Annotated in this window: 14 protein-coding genes; 8 read left to right on the top strand and 6 right to left on the bottom strand. The window is 22.3% G+C overall.

Annotated elements, in window-relative coordinates:
* Nucleotides 1–16 precede the first annotated feature (16 nt).
* From X271_RS01250 to X271_RS01275, 6 genes are all read right to left on the bottom strand, one after another.
* Nucleotides 17–595, bottom strand: coding sequence for a hypothetical protein (locus X271_RS01250; RefSeq protein ID WP_025208661.1), 579 nt, complete (start codon nucleotides 593–595; stop codon nucleotides 17–19).
* Nucleotide 596: 1 nt separating this feature from the next.
* Nucleotides 597–1,385 (bottom strand): hypothetical protein, encoded by a 789-nt coding sequence (locus tag X271_RS01255; protein WP_025208662.1) that lies wholly within the window; start codon nucleotides 1,383–1,385, stop codon nucleotides 597–599.
* Nucleotides 1,386–1,456: 71 nt separating this feature from the next.
* Nucleotides 1,457–2,881, bottom strand: a complete 1,425-nt coding sequence (locus tag X271_RS01260; RefSeq protein ID WP_038462239.1) for an aldehyde dehydrogenase family protein — start codon at nucleotides 2,879–2,881, stop codon at nucleotides 1,457–1,459.
* 38 nt (nucleotides 2,882–2,919) lie between these two features.
* Nucleotides 2,920–5,808 carry an RCC1 domain-containing protein gene (locus X271_RS01265; protein ID WP_025208664.1) on the bottom strand — a complete coding sequence of 963 codons (2,889 nt, stop codon included), beginning with the start codon at nucleotides 5,806–5,808 and terminating at the stop codon, nucleotides 2,920–2,922.
* 42 nt (nucleotides 5,809–5,850) lie between these two features.
* Nucleotides 5,851–6,747, bottom strand: a complete 897-nt coding sequence (locus X271_RS01270) for a Cof-type HAD-IIB family hydrolase (RefSeq protein ID WP_025208665.1) — start codon at nucleotides 6,745–6,747, stop codon at nucleotides 5,851–5,853.
* Nucleotides 6,719–8,020 (bottom strand): ATP-dependent DNA helicase, encoded by a 1,302-nt coding sequence (locus X271_RS01275; protein ID WP_025208666.1) that lies wholly within the window; start codon nucleotides 8,018–8,020, stop codon nucleotides 6,719–6,721. Before X271_RS01275 ends, X271_RS01270 begins: the two co-directional genes overlap by 29 nt.
* A 111-nt stretch (nucleotides 8,021–8,131) precedes the next feature.
* Here X271_RS01275 and ileS point away from each other — a divergent pair, with 111 nt between their 5' ends.
* From ileS to trpS, 8 genes are all read left to right on the top strand, one after another.
* The gene (ileS, locus tag X271_RS01280) at nucleotides 8,132–10,792 is read left to right on the top strand and encodes an isoleucine--tRNA ligase (protein WP_128571627.1); all 2,661 of its coding nucleotides are present in this window, start codon (nucleotides 8,132–8,134) and stop codon (nucleotides 10,790–10,792) included.
* 31 nt (nucleotides 10,793–10,823) lie between these two features.
* Nucleotides 10,824–12,590, top strand: coding sequence for an APC family permease (locus tag X271_RS01285; RefSeq protein ID WP_025208668.1), 1,767 nt, complete (start codon nucleotides 10,824–10,826; stop codon nucleotides 12,588–12,590).
* A gap of 111 nt (nucleotides 12,591–12,701) precedes the next feature.
* Nucleotides 12,702–15,059 carry a hypothetical protein gene (locus X271_RS01290; protein ID WP_025208669.1) on the top strand — a complete coding sequence of 786 codons (2,358 nt, stop codon included), beginning with the start codon at nucleotides 12,702–12,704 and terminating at the stop codon, nucleotides 15,057–15,059.
* 48 nt (nucleotides 15,060–15,107) lie between these two features.
* A complete protein-coding gene (locus X271_RS01295; RefSeq protein WP_038462241.1) occupies nucleotides 15,108–15,812 on the top strand; it encodes an RsmE family RNA methyltransferase in 705 nt (234 codons plus the stop codon).
* Between the two features lie 3 nt (nucleotides 15,813–15,815).
* On the top strand, nucleotides 15,816–17,102 hold the full coding sequence (obgE, locus tag X271_RS01300; RefSeq protein ID WP_128824169.1) for a GTPase ObgE: 1,287 nt from the start codon (nucleotides 15,816–15,818) through the stop codon (nucleotides 17,100–17,102).
* A gap of 58 nt (nucleotides 17,103–17,160) precedes the next feature.
* Entirely contained in the window at nucleotides 17,161–17,763 is a 603-nt protein-coding gene (gene def, locus X271_RS01305; RefSeq protein WP_128571628.1) for a peptide deformylase, read from the top strand.
* A gap of 51 nt (nucleotides 17,764–17,814) precedes the next feature.
* Complete coding sequence (locus X271_RS01310) at nucleotides 17,815–19,533, top strand: ribonuclease J (RefSeq protein WP_025208671.1); 1,719 nt, start codon at nucleotides 17,815–17,817, stop codon at nucleotides 19,531–19,533.
* A 12-nt stretch (nucleotides 19,534–19,545) separates the two neighbouring features.
* Nucleotides 19,546–20,556, top strand: coding sequence for a tryptophan--tRNA ligase (gene trpS, locus X271_RS01315; RefSeq protein ID WP_025208672.1), 1,011 nt, complete (start codon nucleotides 19,546–19,548; stop codon nucleotides 20,554–20,556).
* Nucleotides 20,557–20,560: the final 4 nt, after the last annotated feature.

A 20,560-nucleotide genomic window follows, 5' to 3' on the forward strand; every position in this document is an offset into this window, starting at 1 on the left:
TTCTCTTTTTATATATTTAAAATTTTAATATTTCATTGATTTCTTTTTCTAATTTATTATCAATTTTTTCTTTGCTGTCAACATTTAATGGATTTTTAAATAATATATTATCAATTTCATTCGTATTTTTATAAAATATTTTTGTTTTTTCAATTTCTGGTTTAATTTTTTTTATAATTTGATTTACTGAATTTAATATTTTATTATCAATTTTTTCTTTGCTGTCAACATTTAATCGATTTTCAGATAATATATTAACCTTTTCATTCGTATTTTCAGCAAGTTCTTTTGTTTTTTTTATAATTTGATTTACTGAATTTAATATTTTATTTATATTTTCTGTTTGCTCAGTATTATATTCAAGATCTGTTTTTGAATCTTTTGCAATTATAATTGCAATTGAAAATGATAATAAAGCAATAATTGAAGAAAAGAAAAATTCAATTCAAACAATCCAATCATTATTTGTAGAAGGAATAAATTTTGTTAAAGATAAAAAGAATATAATAAATCAAATTACTATAATTGTTCAAAATCACCATTTTGAAATAAGTCATTTTATATTATTTAAAAAATTATTCTTATTTTTTTTCATTTTAATATTCTAATGATTTTGCAAAAAAAGGTCTATTTTTTTCAAAAAAATCAATTATTTCTTCTGTAGGGATTTTTGCATAATAAATATTTGGATTATAATTTTTTTTTCATGGATTAGTTTTGTGACTTTCTTTTACTAATTGTAATGTTGAAAATTCTCTTAATAAAAAGTAAGCAATTTCAAAAATAATTAATTTATTTTCTTCAATTTTAAAAAATAAATTATCATCATCTAATCCAGTACGATAAATGTTTTTTAAAATTGGGCCATTTTCAAAAGCACATCATTCAATTGGTTTATTTTTATCAAATTTTGCAAAAAATAAATTAAATATCTCTTGATTATTTTTTCATAATTTAATTGATTTATTTAAATTAATTGCAAAAGCATTCATGAAATAAAGAATTTTATGTTTTCGCATTTTATTATAATTTTTGTTTGTTAATGTACTTAAATAATCTTTGATGAAATTAATTGTGTCATCAACTTTTAAAATTTCTTTATTTTTCTTTTCAATTTCTCCTCTTTTGCTTATATCCATCTCTTTTTTTATTTCATTTCTTATTTCTTCAATATTATTTTCTTCAGAAAATTTTTTGGAAAGTCCACTAAATTCATCGTCATCATATTTTTCAAAATTAACTTTAGAATCTAAATAAGTTTTAAGTAAATTTATTTCATTTTGATTTGTTTTTTGATCTTTTGAATTATTTTTTATATAATATTCTTTCAATCTATTAAATTCTATTTTTCTTATTCAAGTAAAAAATTCCATTTCAATTTCCATGTTCAATACCTTATTATTTTTATTAACAACTTATATAAGAATTTTATATTTTCTTATAATATTTAATATAATTAAATATTTATTACAATTACTTTCTCTTTTGTCATCGAAAGAATAGAATTTTTGATTCCTTGTGTTCCAAGTCCAGAATTTTTATAACCAATAAAAGGGAAATTATCAGGTCCACGTTGACCTTTTTTATTAAAATTTACTGTTCCAACATCAAGTTTATTTGCAAGATAAAATAATTTATTAATATCTTTTCCAAAGATCGAAACTTGCAATCCAAATTCACAATCATTATGAATTTTAATTAGTTCTTTTAAATTATTATAAGTAATTATTGGAAGCAAAGGACCAAATTGCTCTTCTTTTGCTAATCTATCAGAAGGTAACACATTAGTAATTAAAGTAGGATAAAAAATATTATTATTGATATTTTTTTTATTTCCAATTAATATTTTTGCTTCTTTATTTAATGAAGATAATAATTCTTCTTGATATTTTAAAGATTTTTGATCAATTAAAGGGATAATATCTGCATTTTTTTCTGGAAGACCAATCTTTAATTTTTTTATTTTTGCTAATAAAAGATTTTCTAATTTATTTTTATTTTCTTTATTTACAAAAACTCTTTTAATTGCTGTACATCTTTGTCCAGAATAAGAAAAAGCCCCTTTTATTATTTCAGAACTAGCATCTTCTAAATCTGCATCATTTAAAATAATTGCTGCATCTTTTCCTCCAAGTTCCATAATTAAAGGAATCATATTTGCTTTATTTGCAATATTTTTTCCTACATTTGTACTTCCTGTAAAATTTATAAAATTTATTAAAGGATGAGTTACTAAATAATCACTAATTTCGCTTCCCTTTCCTGTTACCAAATTTAAAATTCCTGTTTCTACTCCTGTTTCTTCTCATAATTTTATAAGTTTAGTAGCAAAATAACTTCCTTGTGTTGCTGGTTTAAATACACAAACATTACCACTAATTAAAGCAGGAGCAATTTTAGAAATTGCAAGATTTATTGGAAAATTAAAGGGACTTATTACTAAAATTACACCATATGGTTTTCTTTCTATTAAAGCAATTTTATTTTTATTTCCTTTATAAAATTGTTCACTTGATTTTGCTTCTAAATTTATGCGATACATTTCTTCTATTGTATATCTTATATATGTAATCGATCTTTCAATTTCAGTAATTGAATCATCATAATTTTTTGCAACTTCATTTACAATTAAATTTGCTAGAGTCTCTTTATTTTTTTCAATAAGATCTGCTCACTTACTAATAAAAAAAGCACGTTCAGAAATTGTTTTTTCTTCTCAACTTTTTTGTTTTTCTTTTGCAAATTTATAAATTAAATCAACTGTTTCTTTATTTAAAGCATAAACTTTTGCATATTCTTTTTGTGTTGTTGGATTTAAAATTGAAACATATTTTTCTTCTTTAAATTCTTTTCCTAAAATATTATATTTTCCTATAATCATAATTATTCTTTATTTAAGTAATTCTTAATTTTTAAATATTATTCAAAATCAGAATTAAGTTTTTCTTCCATTTCTTTTGTTCTTCTTTTCATTTTTAAATCAATTAATAATAAAATTATAGCCAATAATATAATTATTATTAAAATAATAATTATTATATAAATAATTATTTTTGTTGATATATTATTATCTGTTTTAATTTCTCCTGATCCAGAAATATCTAAAAATTCATTATTAAAATTATTTGTAAAACTAATTTTTGTAAAATTATATGTTTTATTCGCTTCTAAATCAGAAACATTAAATATAAATTGATATTTTACTGTTCCTGATTCATTTCCTTCACCAATTAAAGAAGAACTACCTAAAATATAGTCTGCATCATATATATTTCCTTGATCATCTTGTAAATATAATTTATCATTTTGATTAAAATTACTAAAAATTGGTTCATTTTCTGAATCATTTTCAATATAAATTAGATTATCAATTGTAATTTGAAAATTAAAAGAATTAGTTGTAATTGAATTTGGATCAATAAAAAATGAATTATCAACAAATTCTTTATTTATTATTAATGTTTCAATTTGAAGTGGAGTAGTGAAATTTATTGTATCAGGATTAGATCCATTTGGATCATTAAAACCAATTCCAGAAAAATTATAAATTTGTCCCGAAATTAAATCTTCTTGTAAAAAAGTTAATTGATAATTTTGTGTTCCATTAATTTCTCCATTTGTAATTAATTTTGCATCAACAAAAGAAGAATTATAACTTTCGCCATTTTCATCAATTAATCAAATGCCATTATTTATATCATATTGTGTAAAATTATCTTTTGTTTCATTTTCTTTTAAATTATCAATTTCAATTGTATATTCAAAAGAATTTGTTGTAATTGAGTTATTAATTATTGAAATTGAATCAGCTTCAATTATTGGTGTTGCCGGAATTGTTTGAAATTGTGTTACTTCTTGATCAATTTGATATTTATAATTTCCATCTTCATAAAAATATTGAATTGAATCAATTTGATAATTTGTTTCTGCATTTAAATTATCAATGGTAGTTTGATAAGAATTATCGATAATAAATTCTTTATAATAAATATTATTATTATCAAGATTTGTATAATTTACTTTTACTTTTCTTTGATCATTTGTGTAATTATCAATATTAAAATTATTACTATTTTGACTAGTATCTAAATCTATAATTGCTTCTTCTTCATTGATATTTGAAATTTGATATCCAGAAATTAAATAATCAGTATTTATTTCTTCTAAACTGATATCAAAAATATTATTATTTATTAATATTTGTGTGAAATTATAACTATTAGCATATTCAATATTATCAATTTGATAGTAATATTGATCATCATCAACATTAGATTTATCAGTAATAAAAGTTGTTTGATATTGAATATCATTTTGATCAATTAATATTACTTCTGGTCCTTCATTTATAATATTTTGATAGTCATCTAATTTAATATCTAATTCAATATTATTTTCCTCATAATAATTTAAATTTATACTTTTAAGAAGAAAACTATAACTTGAAGTGATTAATTCTGGATGATTTTTACTTTCTGTTGTTCCATTACCAAATTGTCCATAATTATTATATCCCCACATGTATAAAGTATCAGCGTATCCATCTAAATCATTATCAATTATTACTCCTATATTTTCTCCACCCAAAGATATGTCAATAATATTACCATTTCAATCATCTTGTCCTTCTGGTGTTATTATTGTAGGATTGCTTACTTTACTACCAAGATTACTTCCGATTTGTCCATAATCATTATTTCCTCATTCATAAAGAATATCCCCAAATCCATCATTATTTATATCAATTGCTGCTGATGAATTCGTACCCTCTAAAGATAAATCAATTATATTACCATTTCAATCATCTTGTCCTTCTGGTGTTATTATTGTTGGATAATTTACTTTACTAGGATTATTACCAACTTGTCCATAACTATTATATCCCCACATGTATAAAGTATCAGCATACTCATCATTATTAACATCAATTGCAAGACTAGAATGAGAACTACCTAATTCTAAATCGATTAAATTTCCATCTCAATAATCTTGATTTTGTGGAGTTATTATTGTTGGATAATATTCATTATTATTTGTTCCATCACCAAGTTGACCATAATTATTTTGTCCTCACATATAAAGAGTATCGCCATATCCATCATAATTTGTATCAATAGTAATTCCAGAATGACTACCACCTAAAGATAAATCGATTATATTACCATTTCAATCATCTTGCTCTTCTGGTGTTATTAGTGTAGGAATAGATCTATTATATGTTGTTCCATCACCAATTTTTCCATTACTATTATTTCCTCACATATATAATGTATCTGCATATCCATCTAAATTAGTATCAATTGTAATTCCTAAATGATTATAGCCAATATCGAAATCAATTATATTACCATTTCAATCACCATTTGTTGGTGTTATGATTTGTGGATTATATTTATCAACCTTATTAATTGCATTTCCTCACATATATAATGTATCTGCATATCCATCTAAATTAGTATCAATTGTAACACCAGATTGCGAAGAACCTAATGAAAAATCGATTATATTTCCGTTTCAATCATCTTGTCCTTGTGGAGTAATAATTATTGGATTTAATATAGGATCACTTACTTCGCCATTTCCTATTTGCCCATTGCTATTATCTCCTCACATATAAAGCGTATCGGCGTATCCATCATCATTAGTATCAACTGTCATTCCTGTATTTGATCCACTCAAATCAAGAAGAATAATCTTATCATTTTGATTTATCTTTACTTCGTTATTAAAATTTAAAAAAGATAAATTATTATTACTAAAACCAAAAAACAATATTGAAATAAAAAACAATATTATATATTTTTTCATAAATAAACAAATTATATTATAATTTGTTCAAAAATATTTTTTTTAATCACGTTTTTCAAAAAAATTATTTAAAAAATGGCTTACCCCATTATTATTATTATCGTATTCTGTAACATATTCTGCAATTTCTTTTATTTCATCTAATCCATTTATCATAGCAACACCATGATTTGCGTTTTTAATCATCTCATAATCATTTAAATTATCACCAATTGTAATTATATTTTCTTTTTTGATTTTGTATTTATCCGCAATAAATAAAATTGAAGTTCATTTATTATATTTTTTATTATTTATTTCTAAAATCATTGATTCACCAATATTTTCTCTTCAAAATCAAAGATTTAAACTTTTATTATATTTTTCCTTTAATTTTTCTAAAATTTTTAGAATTTTTTCTTGTTCATTTTGATTCACTTTAAGATGCATATAAGTACTAATTGGTTCTTCGATTTCTTTTTTTAAATCTAATTTTTCAATTTTAAATTTAGGAAATTTTGAATATAAATCAAAAAGTAATTTATCATTTAAATTTTCAATTTTTACATAATCTTTATATTTGAAAATAAAATTATATTTAAATTTTTTTAATAAATTTTCATTTGCAATTTTTTTTAAGTCCTTAAGATTAATAGTTTCATTTAAAAGAATTTTATTTTTCTTAGGTATAGAAATATAACATCCGTTAAAATTTGAGAGAATGATATTTAAATTTATATTATTAAATAATTCTTCTGATGATTTTAAGCTTCTTCCTGTTGCAATTACTACTTTGTGACCTTTTTTAATTAATCTATCTAAAATTTTTATTTCCCCATCTAAAATTTGATTATTTGTTTTCTCATTATTTCAATCTTGATCTGGGATTAAAGTGCGATCAATATCTATTGCAATTAATCATTTTTCTGATTTAGAATTCAATTCAGTTTGTGTTTTCATAAAATTTTATTGCTTCCTTATTTGCTTTTACATATTTTTTATCAAAATTTAAAATATACATATTTTTTGGATTTTTAATTCTAGAAAGAGCTGTATATAATTGACCTTCAGCAAAAATATTTTCACAATCAATCAATAATTCACTAAGAGTCATTCCTTGTGATTTATGAATTGTAATTGCATATGCTAATTTCAAAGGAATTTGTGTAAAACTACAAATTGTTTCTCCTTTTTGATCAACTTTATTTCATGTATATTCTTTAATTTTTGTTTTATTTCCTTCTAATCATTCTACTTCTACAAAAGAGTGATTTAGATTTTTAACAATTCCAATTGAACCATTTATAATCTTATCTTCTTTTTTATTTATAAGCGACATTACTTTTGCCCCTTTTTTGAGAATTAATTTTTTTGGAATAATAGTTATCTCTTTTTGATACTCTTCAATTATTTGTTTTTTTCTTTCAAGATATTTTTCATCTACTTCAAAATAAGAATTATAAATGTGCTCTTTTTCTTTTATTTTATTTAAATTATTATTATTAATGTTATCGGCTGATTGGTTTGTTGATACTAATTTCGTAATTTCTTTTTGATTGTTTAATTCTTTCTTTTCAATAAATTTAAAATAATTCTCTGTTTCTTGATCATAATTTCCATTTCTAATTTTCTGTAAATTTTCAATATATTTTTGATCTATTTGCCGAAAGTTTTTTGTTAATTTAATATATTTAATGTTGATTTGATTTCAAATTTTTGATTTAAAAATTCATTTTTCATCAAGGTTTTCCCCTTGATAATTTTTAATAACAGGAGGTAATTGTAAAAAATCACCAAACATTATTATTTTTATTCCGCCAAATTTTTGATTATTTCCTTTTGCTTTTTGTAATAAAAGATCTATTAATTCAAAATAATCACTTTTAACCATTGAAATTTCATCAATAATTAAAACATCTGTATTTTTAATTTGTTTTTCTTTGATTTTTCATCTACGATTATTTCTTCCTGTTATAATTGGAAAATGATCTTTATGATCGTAATTTAAATTTCCTAAATAGTAATTTAATGTTGTTCCTTCAAATATTGTTGCGGAGATTCCTGTAGAAGAAGTAAAAAAAGCATTAATTCCTTTTTCTCTAAAATAAGTTTTTAATTTTATCAAAAGTGTTGTTTTTCCACTTCCAGCATGTCCTGTAATAAAATAAAAATTACTTTCATTTTTCTCATAAATTTTCTTAAATTTTTCTAAATAATCATTTTTTTTGTTCATTTTTATTATCTGATACCAATTTAATTATAAATAAATGCTTAAATTATTCTATAATTTAGATACTTATAAATATAGAATTATTGTTAGTCGTAAATAAAATTCAGAATTAATATGGACAAGAAAAAGATAAACTATAAAGATACTTTGCTAATGCCAAAAACAGATTTTGAAATGAAAGGAAATTTACCAAAAAAAGATGGTAAATTCATTTTATTTTGAGAAAAAAATCTTGATTTTAAAAATAACTATAAAAATAATCAAAATAAATTTATTTTACATGATGGTCCGCCTTATGCAAATGGTGATTTACATTTAGGGCATGCTGTAAATAAAATTTTAAAAGATGTAGTTATTCGTCATAATTTACTTTTAGGAAAAAAAGTTGAATGAAAATTAGGATGAGATACACACGGATTACCAATTGAAGTTGCAGTTAAAAAAATGAATCTTTTAAAAAAAGTAGAATCAAATAAAGATTTCTTAGATATTTATTATTCATTTGCTTTAGAACAAGTAAATAAACAGCAAGAACAATTTAGAAAATTTGCTCTTTATACTAATTTCAAAGATAAATACCTTACATTAGATAAAAATTATGAAACAAAAGAATTAGAAGTTTTTTTTAAAATGTTCAATAAAGGTTTTATTTATCAAGATTTTAAACCTGTTTATTGATCTTGATCTTCAAAAACAGCATTAGCAGAAGCAGAAGTTGAATATCAAAAAATTAAAGAAGAAGCAATTTTTGTTGCTTTTAAATTAAAAGAAGAAAATCTTTATTTTGTAATTTGAACAACAACTCCTTGATCATTGGCAGCGAATGTGGCAATTGCTTTTAATCCAAAAATTAATTATGTAATCTCAGAATTCAATAAAAAGCAAATTGTTATTGCAAAAGATTTAATTCCTTTTTTAAATAAAAAATGAAATACAAATCTTAAAATATTAAAAAATATAGATTTAAATAAATATTTTAAAAAAGAATTAATAAATCCTTTAAATAAAAATAATTCATTTTTAATTAAAGGTAACCATGTTACTATAAAAGAAGGAACAGGTCTTGTTCATACTGCAGGTGGACATGGTCTTGATGATTTTATAATTGTAAAGGAAAATAATTTACCAATAATTGTTGTTGTTGATGAAATAGGTAAGATGATAAATGCAGGAAAATATAATGATCTTTTTTATCAAAAAGCCTCAAAGCAAATTATTATTGATTTAGAAAAAGAAAATAATCTTATTTTTAAAGAAGAAATTGAGCATTCAATTCCAATTGATTGAAGAACAAAGAAGTCTTTAATTTATCGAGCAACAAAGCAATGATTTGTTTCAATTCATAAAATTAAAAATTCTTTAATCAAGGAATTAGATAATGTAAATTGATATCCAGAATGAGGAAAAAATCGTCTTACAAAAATGATTGAAAATCGTGAAGATTGATGTATTTCTCGTCAAAGAATCTGAGGAGTGCCAATTCCAATAATTTATGATCAAGATAATAAAGTAATAAAATCAATAAAATTACAGCAGAATATTTTGAAGATATTTAAAAAATCAGGAAAAATAGCTTGATATAATGAAGATATTGAAAGTTTTTTACCATCAGAGATTAAATATAATAATAAAATGAGAAAAGAAACAGATATTTTAGATGTTTGGTTTGATTCTGGTTCAAGTCATAATTATGTTTTAGGAAAAATTCAAGCAGATTTATATTTAGAAGGAAACGATCAATATCGCGGTTGATTTAATTCTTCTTTAATTACAAGCTTTATTAAAAATGAAAAAGCTCCTTATAAAAATATTTTTACACATGGATTTGTAGTTGACGATAAAAATAATAAAATGTCTAAATCTTTAAATAATGGTATTTCTCCTTTGAAAATAATTGAAGAGAATGGTATTGATATTTTAAGATTATGAGTATTAGAAAATGATTATTTTTCAAATTTAAAATATAGTAAAGAAATTTTACAACAAATTCAAATTGATTATCGTAAAATTAGGAATACAATTCGTTTCCTTTTGGGAAATTTAAATGATTTTAAAAAAGAATTTTTAATAAAAGATTATAAATTATCATTAATTTCAAAAATGATTATTTATGAATTAAATAATTCACAATCTAAAATTAATCAAAATAATCAAAACTATAATTATTATTTTAAAGTAAAAGAAATTATTAATCAATTAAATACAGGTTTTATTTCTTATTATCTTGATTATATAAAAGATGTTGTTTATATTGAAAAACAAAATTCGAATAAAAGAATAGAAGGCCAATTTATTTTAAAAAAAATCTTTGATTATATTATTTATAATTTTGCTTCAATCATTCCTGTTACCATTGAAGAAGCATATCAAAGTTTTATTAAAAATCAAGAAAAATCTATTTTTCAAACTATTTATCCTAAATTTATTTTAAATCCAAATGATAAAAAAGAATATCTTTGAAAAGAATTTAATTTAATTAGAAGTGAAGTAAATAAAGAGATTGAAAAATTAAGATTAAGCAAGATAATAAATCGTTCACAAGAAGCTAAAATTGAAATTAATTTACCAAGTAATTTAGAAAAATTTATAAATAAAGAACTAAAAAATTGATTAATGGTTGGTGAAATAAAAATTAATCCTTCAAGAGAATTAAAGGTAAAAGCAGAGAAATTTAAAGAAGGAATTAAATGTTCAAGATGTTGAAAATTATTTAAAAAAGAACAAATTGATGGTGATATTTGTTTAAGTTGTAAAGAAATTATTAATGGGAATTAAAATTTAAATTAAGAAAAATAAAAGGAAAAAAATGAGTACTAGTACTATCCAAAAATCAGAATCCAGTCCAAATCGATATGGACTTCTTACTTTGATTGCTATTATTGTTGGTACTGTAATAGGATCAGGAATATATGTAAAAAATGGTTCATTAGTAGAGCAATCTGAATCGATAATTCTTTCAACTATTGGTTGAGTAATTGGTGGTCTTATTGTTCTTTCAATGCTTGTTGCTTTTATTGAGATTGTTTCAATTACAAATAAAAAGAAGGAACAAGGTACATTTACAGCTTGAAGTAGATATCTCTGAGGAGAAAGAAGTTCAAAATTAATTGGAGGATATTTTTTATTTATCTATTTTCCTTTAATAATGGCTTCAGAGTCAATTTTTGCTGCTAATGAATTTTATATGATTTTTTATCCTGAAGGGACAGGAGGAAATGAAGTTGCTTGATATTTTATTATTTCAATAATTGCTTTTTGTATAATTGCTTTTGCTTTTGCAATTACTTCATTTACAGTTAAACCAGGAGAAGCAATTCAATCTTTTGGAACAGTTGCTAAGATTCTTCCGCTTCTTTTTATAATTATTCTATTATTTGTTGCTCTTGGATTAAATGGATCTTATGATAATACTTTAATAAATGATGGAGCATATGATCCAAATTCAAGTGTAAATACAGGATTACATGAAAATGCGTTCTATAATTTATTATTAATATTACCAGCAATTTTATTTGCGTTTGATGGATTTTTGTTTGCGGCTTCACTTTCCAATGAAGCAAAAAGTCCTAAAACATATAAAAGAGCTTTAATAATTGCAGTTTTTTTTATTACTCTTATTTATCTTTCTTTTTCAATTGGATGTTTTTTATTAGGTGATGGTAATGGAGCTAATAGTAATTATGAAATAAATGGAATTATTGTGGCAATGTTTACCAAATTTGGATTAGAAACTTTAGGTAATGATTTACAAATAATAATTACAGTAATTTTAATGATTTCGATTACAACAGCTGTATTTGGATATTCTTTATCTTCAATTTGAACATTATCAGATAGTTCTAATCTTGATGAAATTGTTGATAAAAATGGAGTTATGATTAGAAGAAATTATAAAGGTGTTCCTACTAATGCAGGAATTAAAATGTTTATTTATACTTTTGTTGCTCTTATAATAATGCGATTGTTAGATGGAATATTTTTGCTTGTTGTTACAGGAAGTGTTTCTACAATTGGAATGACGGATTATATGTCCAATCTTTTTACTTTAACAAATTTTGTAATGTATTCTTTAATTATTATTGGTGCAATTAAGAATCGATTTACAAATAAAACAGAAACCGATAAGCAAAAAGGATTTATGATTTGTGCTTTCTTTTCAACTTTTATGATTTTATTATCAGTAACTTCGTTAGCTTATTCATTAATTGATGGTTTATTTATTAGTCAAGCAGAAGATGCAATTATTTTAAAAACAATTTCAATTGTTATTTTTATTCTTGCGATCTTTATTACTTATTTCTTTAATTATTGACATACAAAAAAAAATATTGCAAAAAATAAAGAATTTAAAGAATTTTATAAGTATGCTTATAATAATAAAATTCCTTTCTTAGAATATTTAAAACAACACGAGGAAACAAAGGAACATTTAATTCAATATAATAAATATCATTCAATGACCTTGCATGAAAAATTAAAACATCGATTTAAAAATCAGAAAAAATTATGAAAAGAAATGTGATCAGATTTTAAAAAATGATTGAAAAATATTTTTAAACGAAAAGAAAAATAATTATTGAATTTTGCTAAAATAGTTTATCATTAAAATTATTATGTGTATTTTTAGATTTTAGATTGTTAAACATTAATAAAATATAAAAATTGGGGTTAATAAATTGTTTTAATGAAAAAATTTATTTTTAATATTTTTTCTTTAATAATTCTTACATCAGGATTGCTTTTTGGTAGTTTTAAAATTGATATAAATAATAAAACTGCTGATTTTAAATTTCCTAAATATCAAAATAATCAAACTGATATCAATCAATTAATTGTCGGATTAGATCAGTCTTTTTATTTTGATTTAGAAAATAAAATTATTTATCAAAATAATTATGATTTAACATTACAAGTAAGTCCTGATAATTCTGAAAATTGAATTGAAAAAGAGATTAATAATAATCTATTTTTACAAGGAAAAGAAATATTTAAAAATGCAATGGAAATAACTTATGATTTAAATTTTCAGCAAAATTCCTGAAATAATTGAAATACAAATTTTTATTTCCGTGATGATAGTAATTTATTAATTGGTTATTTTACAGATTATTATTCTTATGATTATCTTTATTTTGAAATTCCTGAAGAAGTTAATTTAGAAGAAATTATTGATTTTGGTTATATTAATAATCAATTCATTATTTTATTTGCAAATGGAGATTTATTATTAGATCAAACACTTTATCAATATGATCAAGATAGCAATTCTTATTTTGATTTTACATATTTAAATCAGGGAAAAATTATTGATTTTACGATGACTGATAATTATCTTTTTGCTGTTACTGATCAAGGGGCTGTTTATCAATATGGAAAAGATATTTTTGATTTTGATAAAAATCAAGATAGTTTATTATCTCCTATTTTAATTTATTCTTATGATTCAGATTTAGATAAATCATATTATTATACTTATGAAAAAAATCAAGGAATAACTTCACAAATAAAAAATGATAGTCCAATTGAAGGACCTGTTTTATCTCTTTATTTAGAAGCAACAAATGGAACATCAGATTATAATCATTTAATTTTCAAAACAGATCGAAATTTTTATCAAATCTATTATTACCAAAATTATTTACTTACAATAGATATTTTCTTCAAAGTAGATAATTATAATCTTTCTTATTATGAAATAAAAGAAAATCATTTTAATAATTCTGATATCTATGCAATAAATACAGATAATCAAGATAATAATTATCTCTATAAAAGTAATGTTAATGATTTTACAGAAAATAATCTTAAAATAATTAATTTTAATTTACTTACAGAAACAGAAGAAACATCAATAGATGGATATACATCACCAATTTATAATAAAGAAATTATTAATTTTGAAGAAACAGAAGTATCAAATGTTTATTTAGTTAAAACAAATGATGAACTTGAATATTTAGTTAAATTAATAATTGATGATAATGGCGAAATAATTTATTATCAAGTTTCTACTTATAATTGAATTCATAAAATAAATGAAACGGTTTATGCAGGAAAATCTCAATTAATTACACAAACAACTGAAAAATTAGAATTTAAAATTAGTGATGTTAAAATAAATAGTGATCGTTCACTTAATGAAATTAATTTAAATCTTAAAGTCAATAATGTAACATTTGATGACTCTTATTATAAATTATCATTTGAAGGAGTAGAAACTGATCAAAATGGAATTATAAGTTATTATTTTAAAATAAATCTTAAACCTAATAATTCAAATTCTTTAATTTATCTTAATTATTTAAATATTTATGATATTAATAATGAATTAGTAACAAAAGATATCGATTATCAAACTTATACTTTAATGCGAAATCCAATTTTAGCTACCAATAATAATTTTAAAATAATAGAAAATGATGAAGATGAAACAGATACAAGTTTTTATTTTGATCTTTATTTCTTTGCAAATGGTGATTTTGATCTTGAAAACGATCAAGTTGTAAAATTAAATGCAATAGAAACTTCAAATGGTGAATCTAAAGATGTTGTTTTAGATGCAATATATGTACAGAACTTAAATAATAATCAAAATAATTCTTCTTTATCTGAAATAAATGAAATTTATCAATATAAAGTAGAAAATTTAGATGAAAATGCTGAATATAGTGATTTTATGCTTACTGTTACTGAAAAAAATGTAGTTGGTGAAGTTCAAACAGAAAATCTTACTTTAAGTGCAGTTCCTCCGTTTATTTCAGGATCTACTAAATTTCCTATTTTTGCTTATGTTTTATTAATTGCGTTTATTTTATTATTTATTGCGATTTTGACATTTTATTACTTGAACTACGTTTACAACAAAAAAACAGCTGAAAAAATTGAATATACTTTTGAAAATTGAGATACTTTGTCACAAGAAGATATTATTAAAAATGATAAAACAATAAAAACATCAGAATATCAACCAAAAACAACACATAAAACTTTTTCTAATAAATTAAATTTAAAAGAAGATCAAGATGATAAAAATAATAATTAAATAATTTATAATTCATTTGCTAATAAATAGAAAGTTTAATAGATTATAATGCATCGCTTTTTCATAGATGAAAAATTTAATAATAATCAAATAAATCCATCTAAAAAAATTCTTCATCAATTAACAAAGGTTTTAAGAATTCAAAAAGATGAAGATTTTGTTGTTATTCAAAATAATAAAGAATATCTTTGTAATTTGATAAATGAAAAAATAATTTTAAAAAAAGAATTACAAGAAAAAATTATCAATAAAAAAATAGAACTAATTTTAGTACAAAGTTTTCCTAAAAATAAAAAGTTATCAATAATTTTGCAAAAAGCAACAGAAATTGGTGTAGATAAAATATATCTTTGAAAAACAATTTATTCAAATAATTTATTTTCTGACATTGTAAAAAAAAATGAGCGTTTTAAAAAAATTTTAAAAGAAGCTTCAGAGCAATCTAATAGAATTAAAATTCCTGAACTTTTTTATTTAAAATCAATAGAGGAAATTAAATTTGTCAAAAGTGATTTACTATTATTTTTTTATGAAAAAGCTAATCCAATTACTAATAATATTAAAAATTATTTATATGATCTTAAAAAATTCAAAAGAATTTTTATATTTATTGGTCCTGAAGGAGGGTTTAGCAAAGAGGAAATTAATTTATTTGAATTAAAAAAAGCAAAATTAGTTTCTTTAGGTGAAAATATTTTACGAACTGAAACAGCAGCAATTGTTGCATTAGCCTTAGTAAAATATTTTTTATAGAATATGAAAAATATAACATTTATTGATGAAGCAAAAATAAAAATAAAATCAGGAAACGGTGGAGATGGTAAATTATCATTTCATCGTGAAAAATATGTTGAGCGAGGAGGACCTTCTGGTGGAAATGGAGGGAACGGTGGTTCAATCTATTTTAAAGCAACAACAAATCTAAATACTTTATTAAATTTTCGTGGTAAATCTATTTATAAAGCAGAAAACGGCGAAAACGGTGATATTAAAAATATGACTGGAGCAAATGGAAAAGATTTATTTATTGAAGTTCCTATTGGAACAGAGATTATTATTAATGATAAAAAAATAATAGATCTTAGCTATAATAATCAATTATTTATTGCAGCAAAAGGAGGAAAAGGGGGGAGAGGCAATGCTTCTTTTAAATCTTCACAAAATAATGCTCCTACAATTTATGAAAAGGGAGAAAAGACAGATTTTATCGAAATTATTTTAAATTTAAAATTACTTGCTGATGTTGGTTTATTAGGATTACCAAATGCTGGAAAATCAACCTTAATTTCTGTGATTTCAAAAGCAAAACCTAAAATTGCTGATTACCAATTTACTACTTTAAAACCTCAATTAGGTGTCGTAAAATATTATGAAGATAGCTTTGTAATTACAGATCTTCCTGGTCTTATTTCTGGAGCACATTTAAATAAAGGTATGGGAATATCTTTTTTAAAACATTTAGAAAGAACACAATTATTATTACATCTTATTTCGGGCGATCAGATTGATATTTTCAAAAATTACAAATTAATTAGAAAAGAATTAATTTTGTACTCAAAAAAATTAGTAAAGATTCCTGAAATAATTGTAATTACAAAAAAAGATCTTTTAAATCAAGACCAGATTTTAAAAATAAAAAAATCTTTTAAAAATAAAAAAATCTTTTTTATTAGTGCAATTAAACAAGAAGGATTAGATTTATTAATTAAAGAAATTATTATCATTTTAAAAAAAATAAAGGAAAATAATAAATATGATAATAATTTAGATAAAACAGAAGAATTTATTTATCATAAATATCAAGAAGAAGATTTGAGTTTTGATATTGAAAAAAAGGAAAATGTTTGAATAATAAATGGAAAATATCCAAAATATTGAGCAAATAGAATACCACTTACAACATTTGAAAATTATTTAAGAATCATTAAAAAATTTTCAAATAAAGGAATAATTGCAAAATTAAAAGAAAAAGGATTAAAACAAGGTGATATTATCACCGTAAAAGATACATATTTTACAATTGAATATAATGATGAATTTTAAATTTAAAAAATTTAATTTATAATATTTATTAATATAAAATACGAAAATTTATTATATTATGGTACAACAAAATAAAGTTAAAATAAAACAAGAAGATAGAATTTCAGTAAAAAATATTATTGATGATACTAATCCAATTTTGCGTGAAGTTTCATTCGATGTTCCTTATCCACTTACAAAAGAAGACAAGATTATTATGCATCAAATGATTGATTATGTTCGTAGTTCAGTTGATCCTAATCTTGATGAAAAAGATAAAAGAGAATTGAGACCAGCATATGGTATGAGTGCGATTCAATTGGGATATCCAAAGAAAATGCTTTTTGTTCATGTTCCAAATGAATTCGGAAAAGAAACAGAAGAATTTGCTTTAGTAAATCCTAAAGTAATTCAATATACAGATAAAAAAGCATATCTAGCCGGAGGCGAAGGATGTCTTTCTGTGAATAATTCTCATCCTGGATATGTTTTAAGAAGTTACGGAATAAAACTTGTTGCAATTGATTATTTTACAGATCGTGAAGTGGAAATAGATGCAAAAGGATTAACTGCAATTGTTTTACAACATGAGATAGATCATCTTTTGGGAATTTTATTCTATGATAGAATAAATAAATTACAACCATTTGTTTTAAGTGATAAAAAGGCAATTAAATTGTAATAATAATGGATTTATAAAATAAAAATATAGAAAACAAAGGAGTTTTACATTATGAATGATGAGGATAAAAACGAATCATTCCAGTTAAATCTTAAAAAAATTCCACCAATGTATGTTTATGCACTTGGTGGTTTAGGTGAAGTTGGAAAAAATATGTATATTGTAGAGCAAGGAAATGAGCTTTGAATCATTGATTCAGGAATTATGTTTGCTGCAGAAATTAGTGTAGAGGGAGTGATTCCATCATTTGAATGATTGGAAAAGAATCAAAAGAGAATTAAAGGGTTAATTATTACTCATGGGCATGAAGATCATATTGGATCAATTCCCCATCTTTTAAATTCTGTTGATATTCCAAAAATTTATGCAGGAAGAATCGCTGCCAATTTAATTTGATCAAAACTTAGTGAGAGACAAGTTCCAAGACAAAAAATTGAAATTATTAATAATAAATCAGTAATTAAAACACTTAATTTTAAAATTGATTTTTTTAATGTTAATCATTCAATTCCTGATTGCTTCGGTGCAAGATTTAAATCAAAACATGGAACTGTGGTTACTACTGCCGATTTTAAATTTGATTTTACACCAGTAGGAGCAAAAGCAGATCTTTATAAAATGGCATCATTTGGAAATGAAGGTGTTACTTTACTTTTATCTGATTCAACAAATGCGCAATCAGAAAAATTTTCAATTTCAGAAAAACAAGTAGCGGAAAATATTGATGATATTGCAAGTAAAGCAAAAGGGCGAATTATCGCCGCCACTTTTGCCTCAAATGTTTTTCGTGTGCGAGAACTTATTAAAATTGCAATTAAATACAAACGTAAAATTGTTGTATTTGGTTATTCAATGGATAAAATTATCAAAATTTCTCGTAAAATTAAATATCTTAATCTAGGAGAAGAAGTAATAATTGATTTTAAAGATATGGATAAATATAAAGAAAATCAATTATTTATTATTTCAACAGGAACACAAGGCGAACCAACAGCCGCACTTACAAAAATGTCTGATGGAAGACATAAAGAAATTCATTTAAATGAAAAAGATACTGTTATTTTTGCTTCAAGCGAAATTCCAGGAAATTATGAAAATATTGAAAAAGTAGTAAATAACTTAATTAAAAAAGGTGTTAAATTGATTAATAATTATAATTATCCTGGTGTTCATGCTTCTGGACACGGAGGAATGCAAGAACAATTATTAATGATTAATTTATTTAAGCCACTTTATTTTTTTCCAATTCATGGAGAAACTGTAATGCAAGTAAAGCATGCTAAAACTGCAATTGCTGCTGGTATAAAAAAAGAAAATATTTTTATTATTCCAAATGGAAGAAAATTAAAAATATTTTCTGGAAAAGTAACATTAGATGATTATGTTCCTACAGATGATATTTACATTGATGATACAAATTTAAAAGGGCAATCATCAAAAGTAATTACAGATCGTAATTCAATGAGTGAATTTGGTGTTATTACAATTACTATTGGAATTAATTCAAAAGAAAATAAAATTATTATAAATCCTGAATTTGCAAGTTATGGAACATTTAATCAACAAAAAAACCGTGCATTTATTGCTCAAATTGAAACAAAAATAAAAAGTAATCTTGAACTTTATTATCGTAGTGAAAAAAGAGTAACATTTAATGGAATTAAAGAAATAATTCGTAATTCTGTACGTAATGAAATTTATCAAAAAAGAAAAACATCACCAATTGTTATTCCAATTGTCTTAAATTGTAATTTTTTAGAAAATAATTAAAAAGGAAATTTTATGGAAAAGAAACGTTTATTTTCTGGCCTTACTTCTACTGGAAGATTAACACTAGGAAATTATATTGGTTCATTAAATAATTTATTAAAATTACAAGAAAATCAAAATAATGAAGTAGTAATTTTTATTGCAAATTTACATGCTCTTACAATTCCAATTACAAAAGATCAATTACTTAGAAATGTAAAGGAAAATTTAAAATTATATCTTGCAATTGGAATTGATCCAAAAAAGAGCAAAATTTATTTACAATCGCAAATAGAAGAAGTAAATGAACTTTTTTATCTTTTATCTACTTTTACAACAATTGGACAATTAGAAAGAATGACACAATACAAAGACAAGGCAACAAAACAAACAAATTCAACTTTTAAAATTCCTACAGGAATTTTACTTTATCCAATTTTAATGGCTGCTGATATCATTCTTTTTGATCCAGATTATGTTGTAGTTGGCGATGATCAAAAACAACATCTTGAATTTACAAGAGATTTAATTTTAAAATTAAATCGTGATTATCATACTAATATAAAATTAATTAAAAGTAAAATTGCTAAAATTGAAGAAGGATCAAGAGTAATGGCTCTTAAAAATCCTTTACAAAAGATGTCTAAATCTGATAAAAATCCTGCAAATACTATTTTTCTTCTTGATGATCTAAAAATAGCAAGAAAAAAAATTTTAGAAGCACTTACAGATTCCGAAAATAAAATTTATTATAATTTGAAAGAAAAGGCAGGAATATCAAATTTGCTTGTTATTTATAGTGCAATTAAAAATATTTCAATAAAAGAAGCAGAGAATAAATTTAAAGATTTAAATGATTATCGCAAATTTAAAGAAATTGTTGCTAATGCAGTTTGTGATTTACTTGAAAAAATCCAAAATAAATATTTTGAGTATGATGATAATAAATTACAAAATATTTTAAATTATAATTTAAAATATTTAAAAGATGAAGCAAACAAAAATCTATTTAAAATTAAGAATCAACTTGGTCTTATTTTATAATAAA

The organism is Candidatus Hepatoplasma crinochetorum Av (genome assembly GCF_000582535.1).
Classification (GTDB): domain Bacteria; phylum Bacillota_I; class Bacilli_A; order Mycoplasmatales; family Hepatoplasmataceae; genus Hepatoplasma; species Hepatoplasma crinochetorum.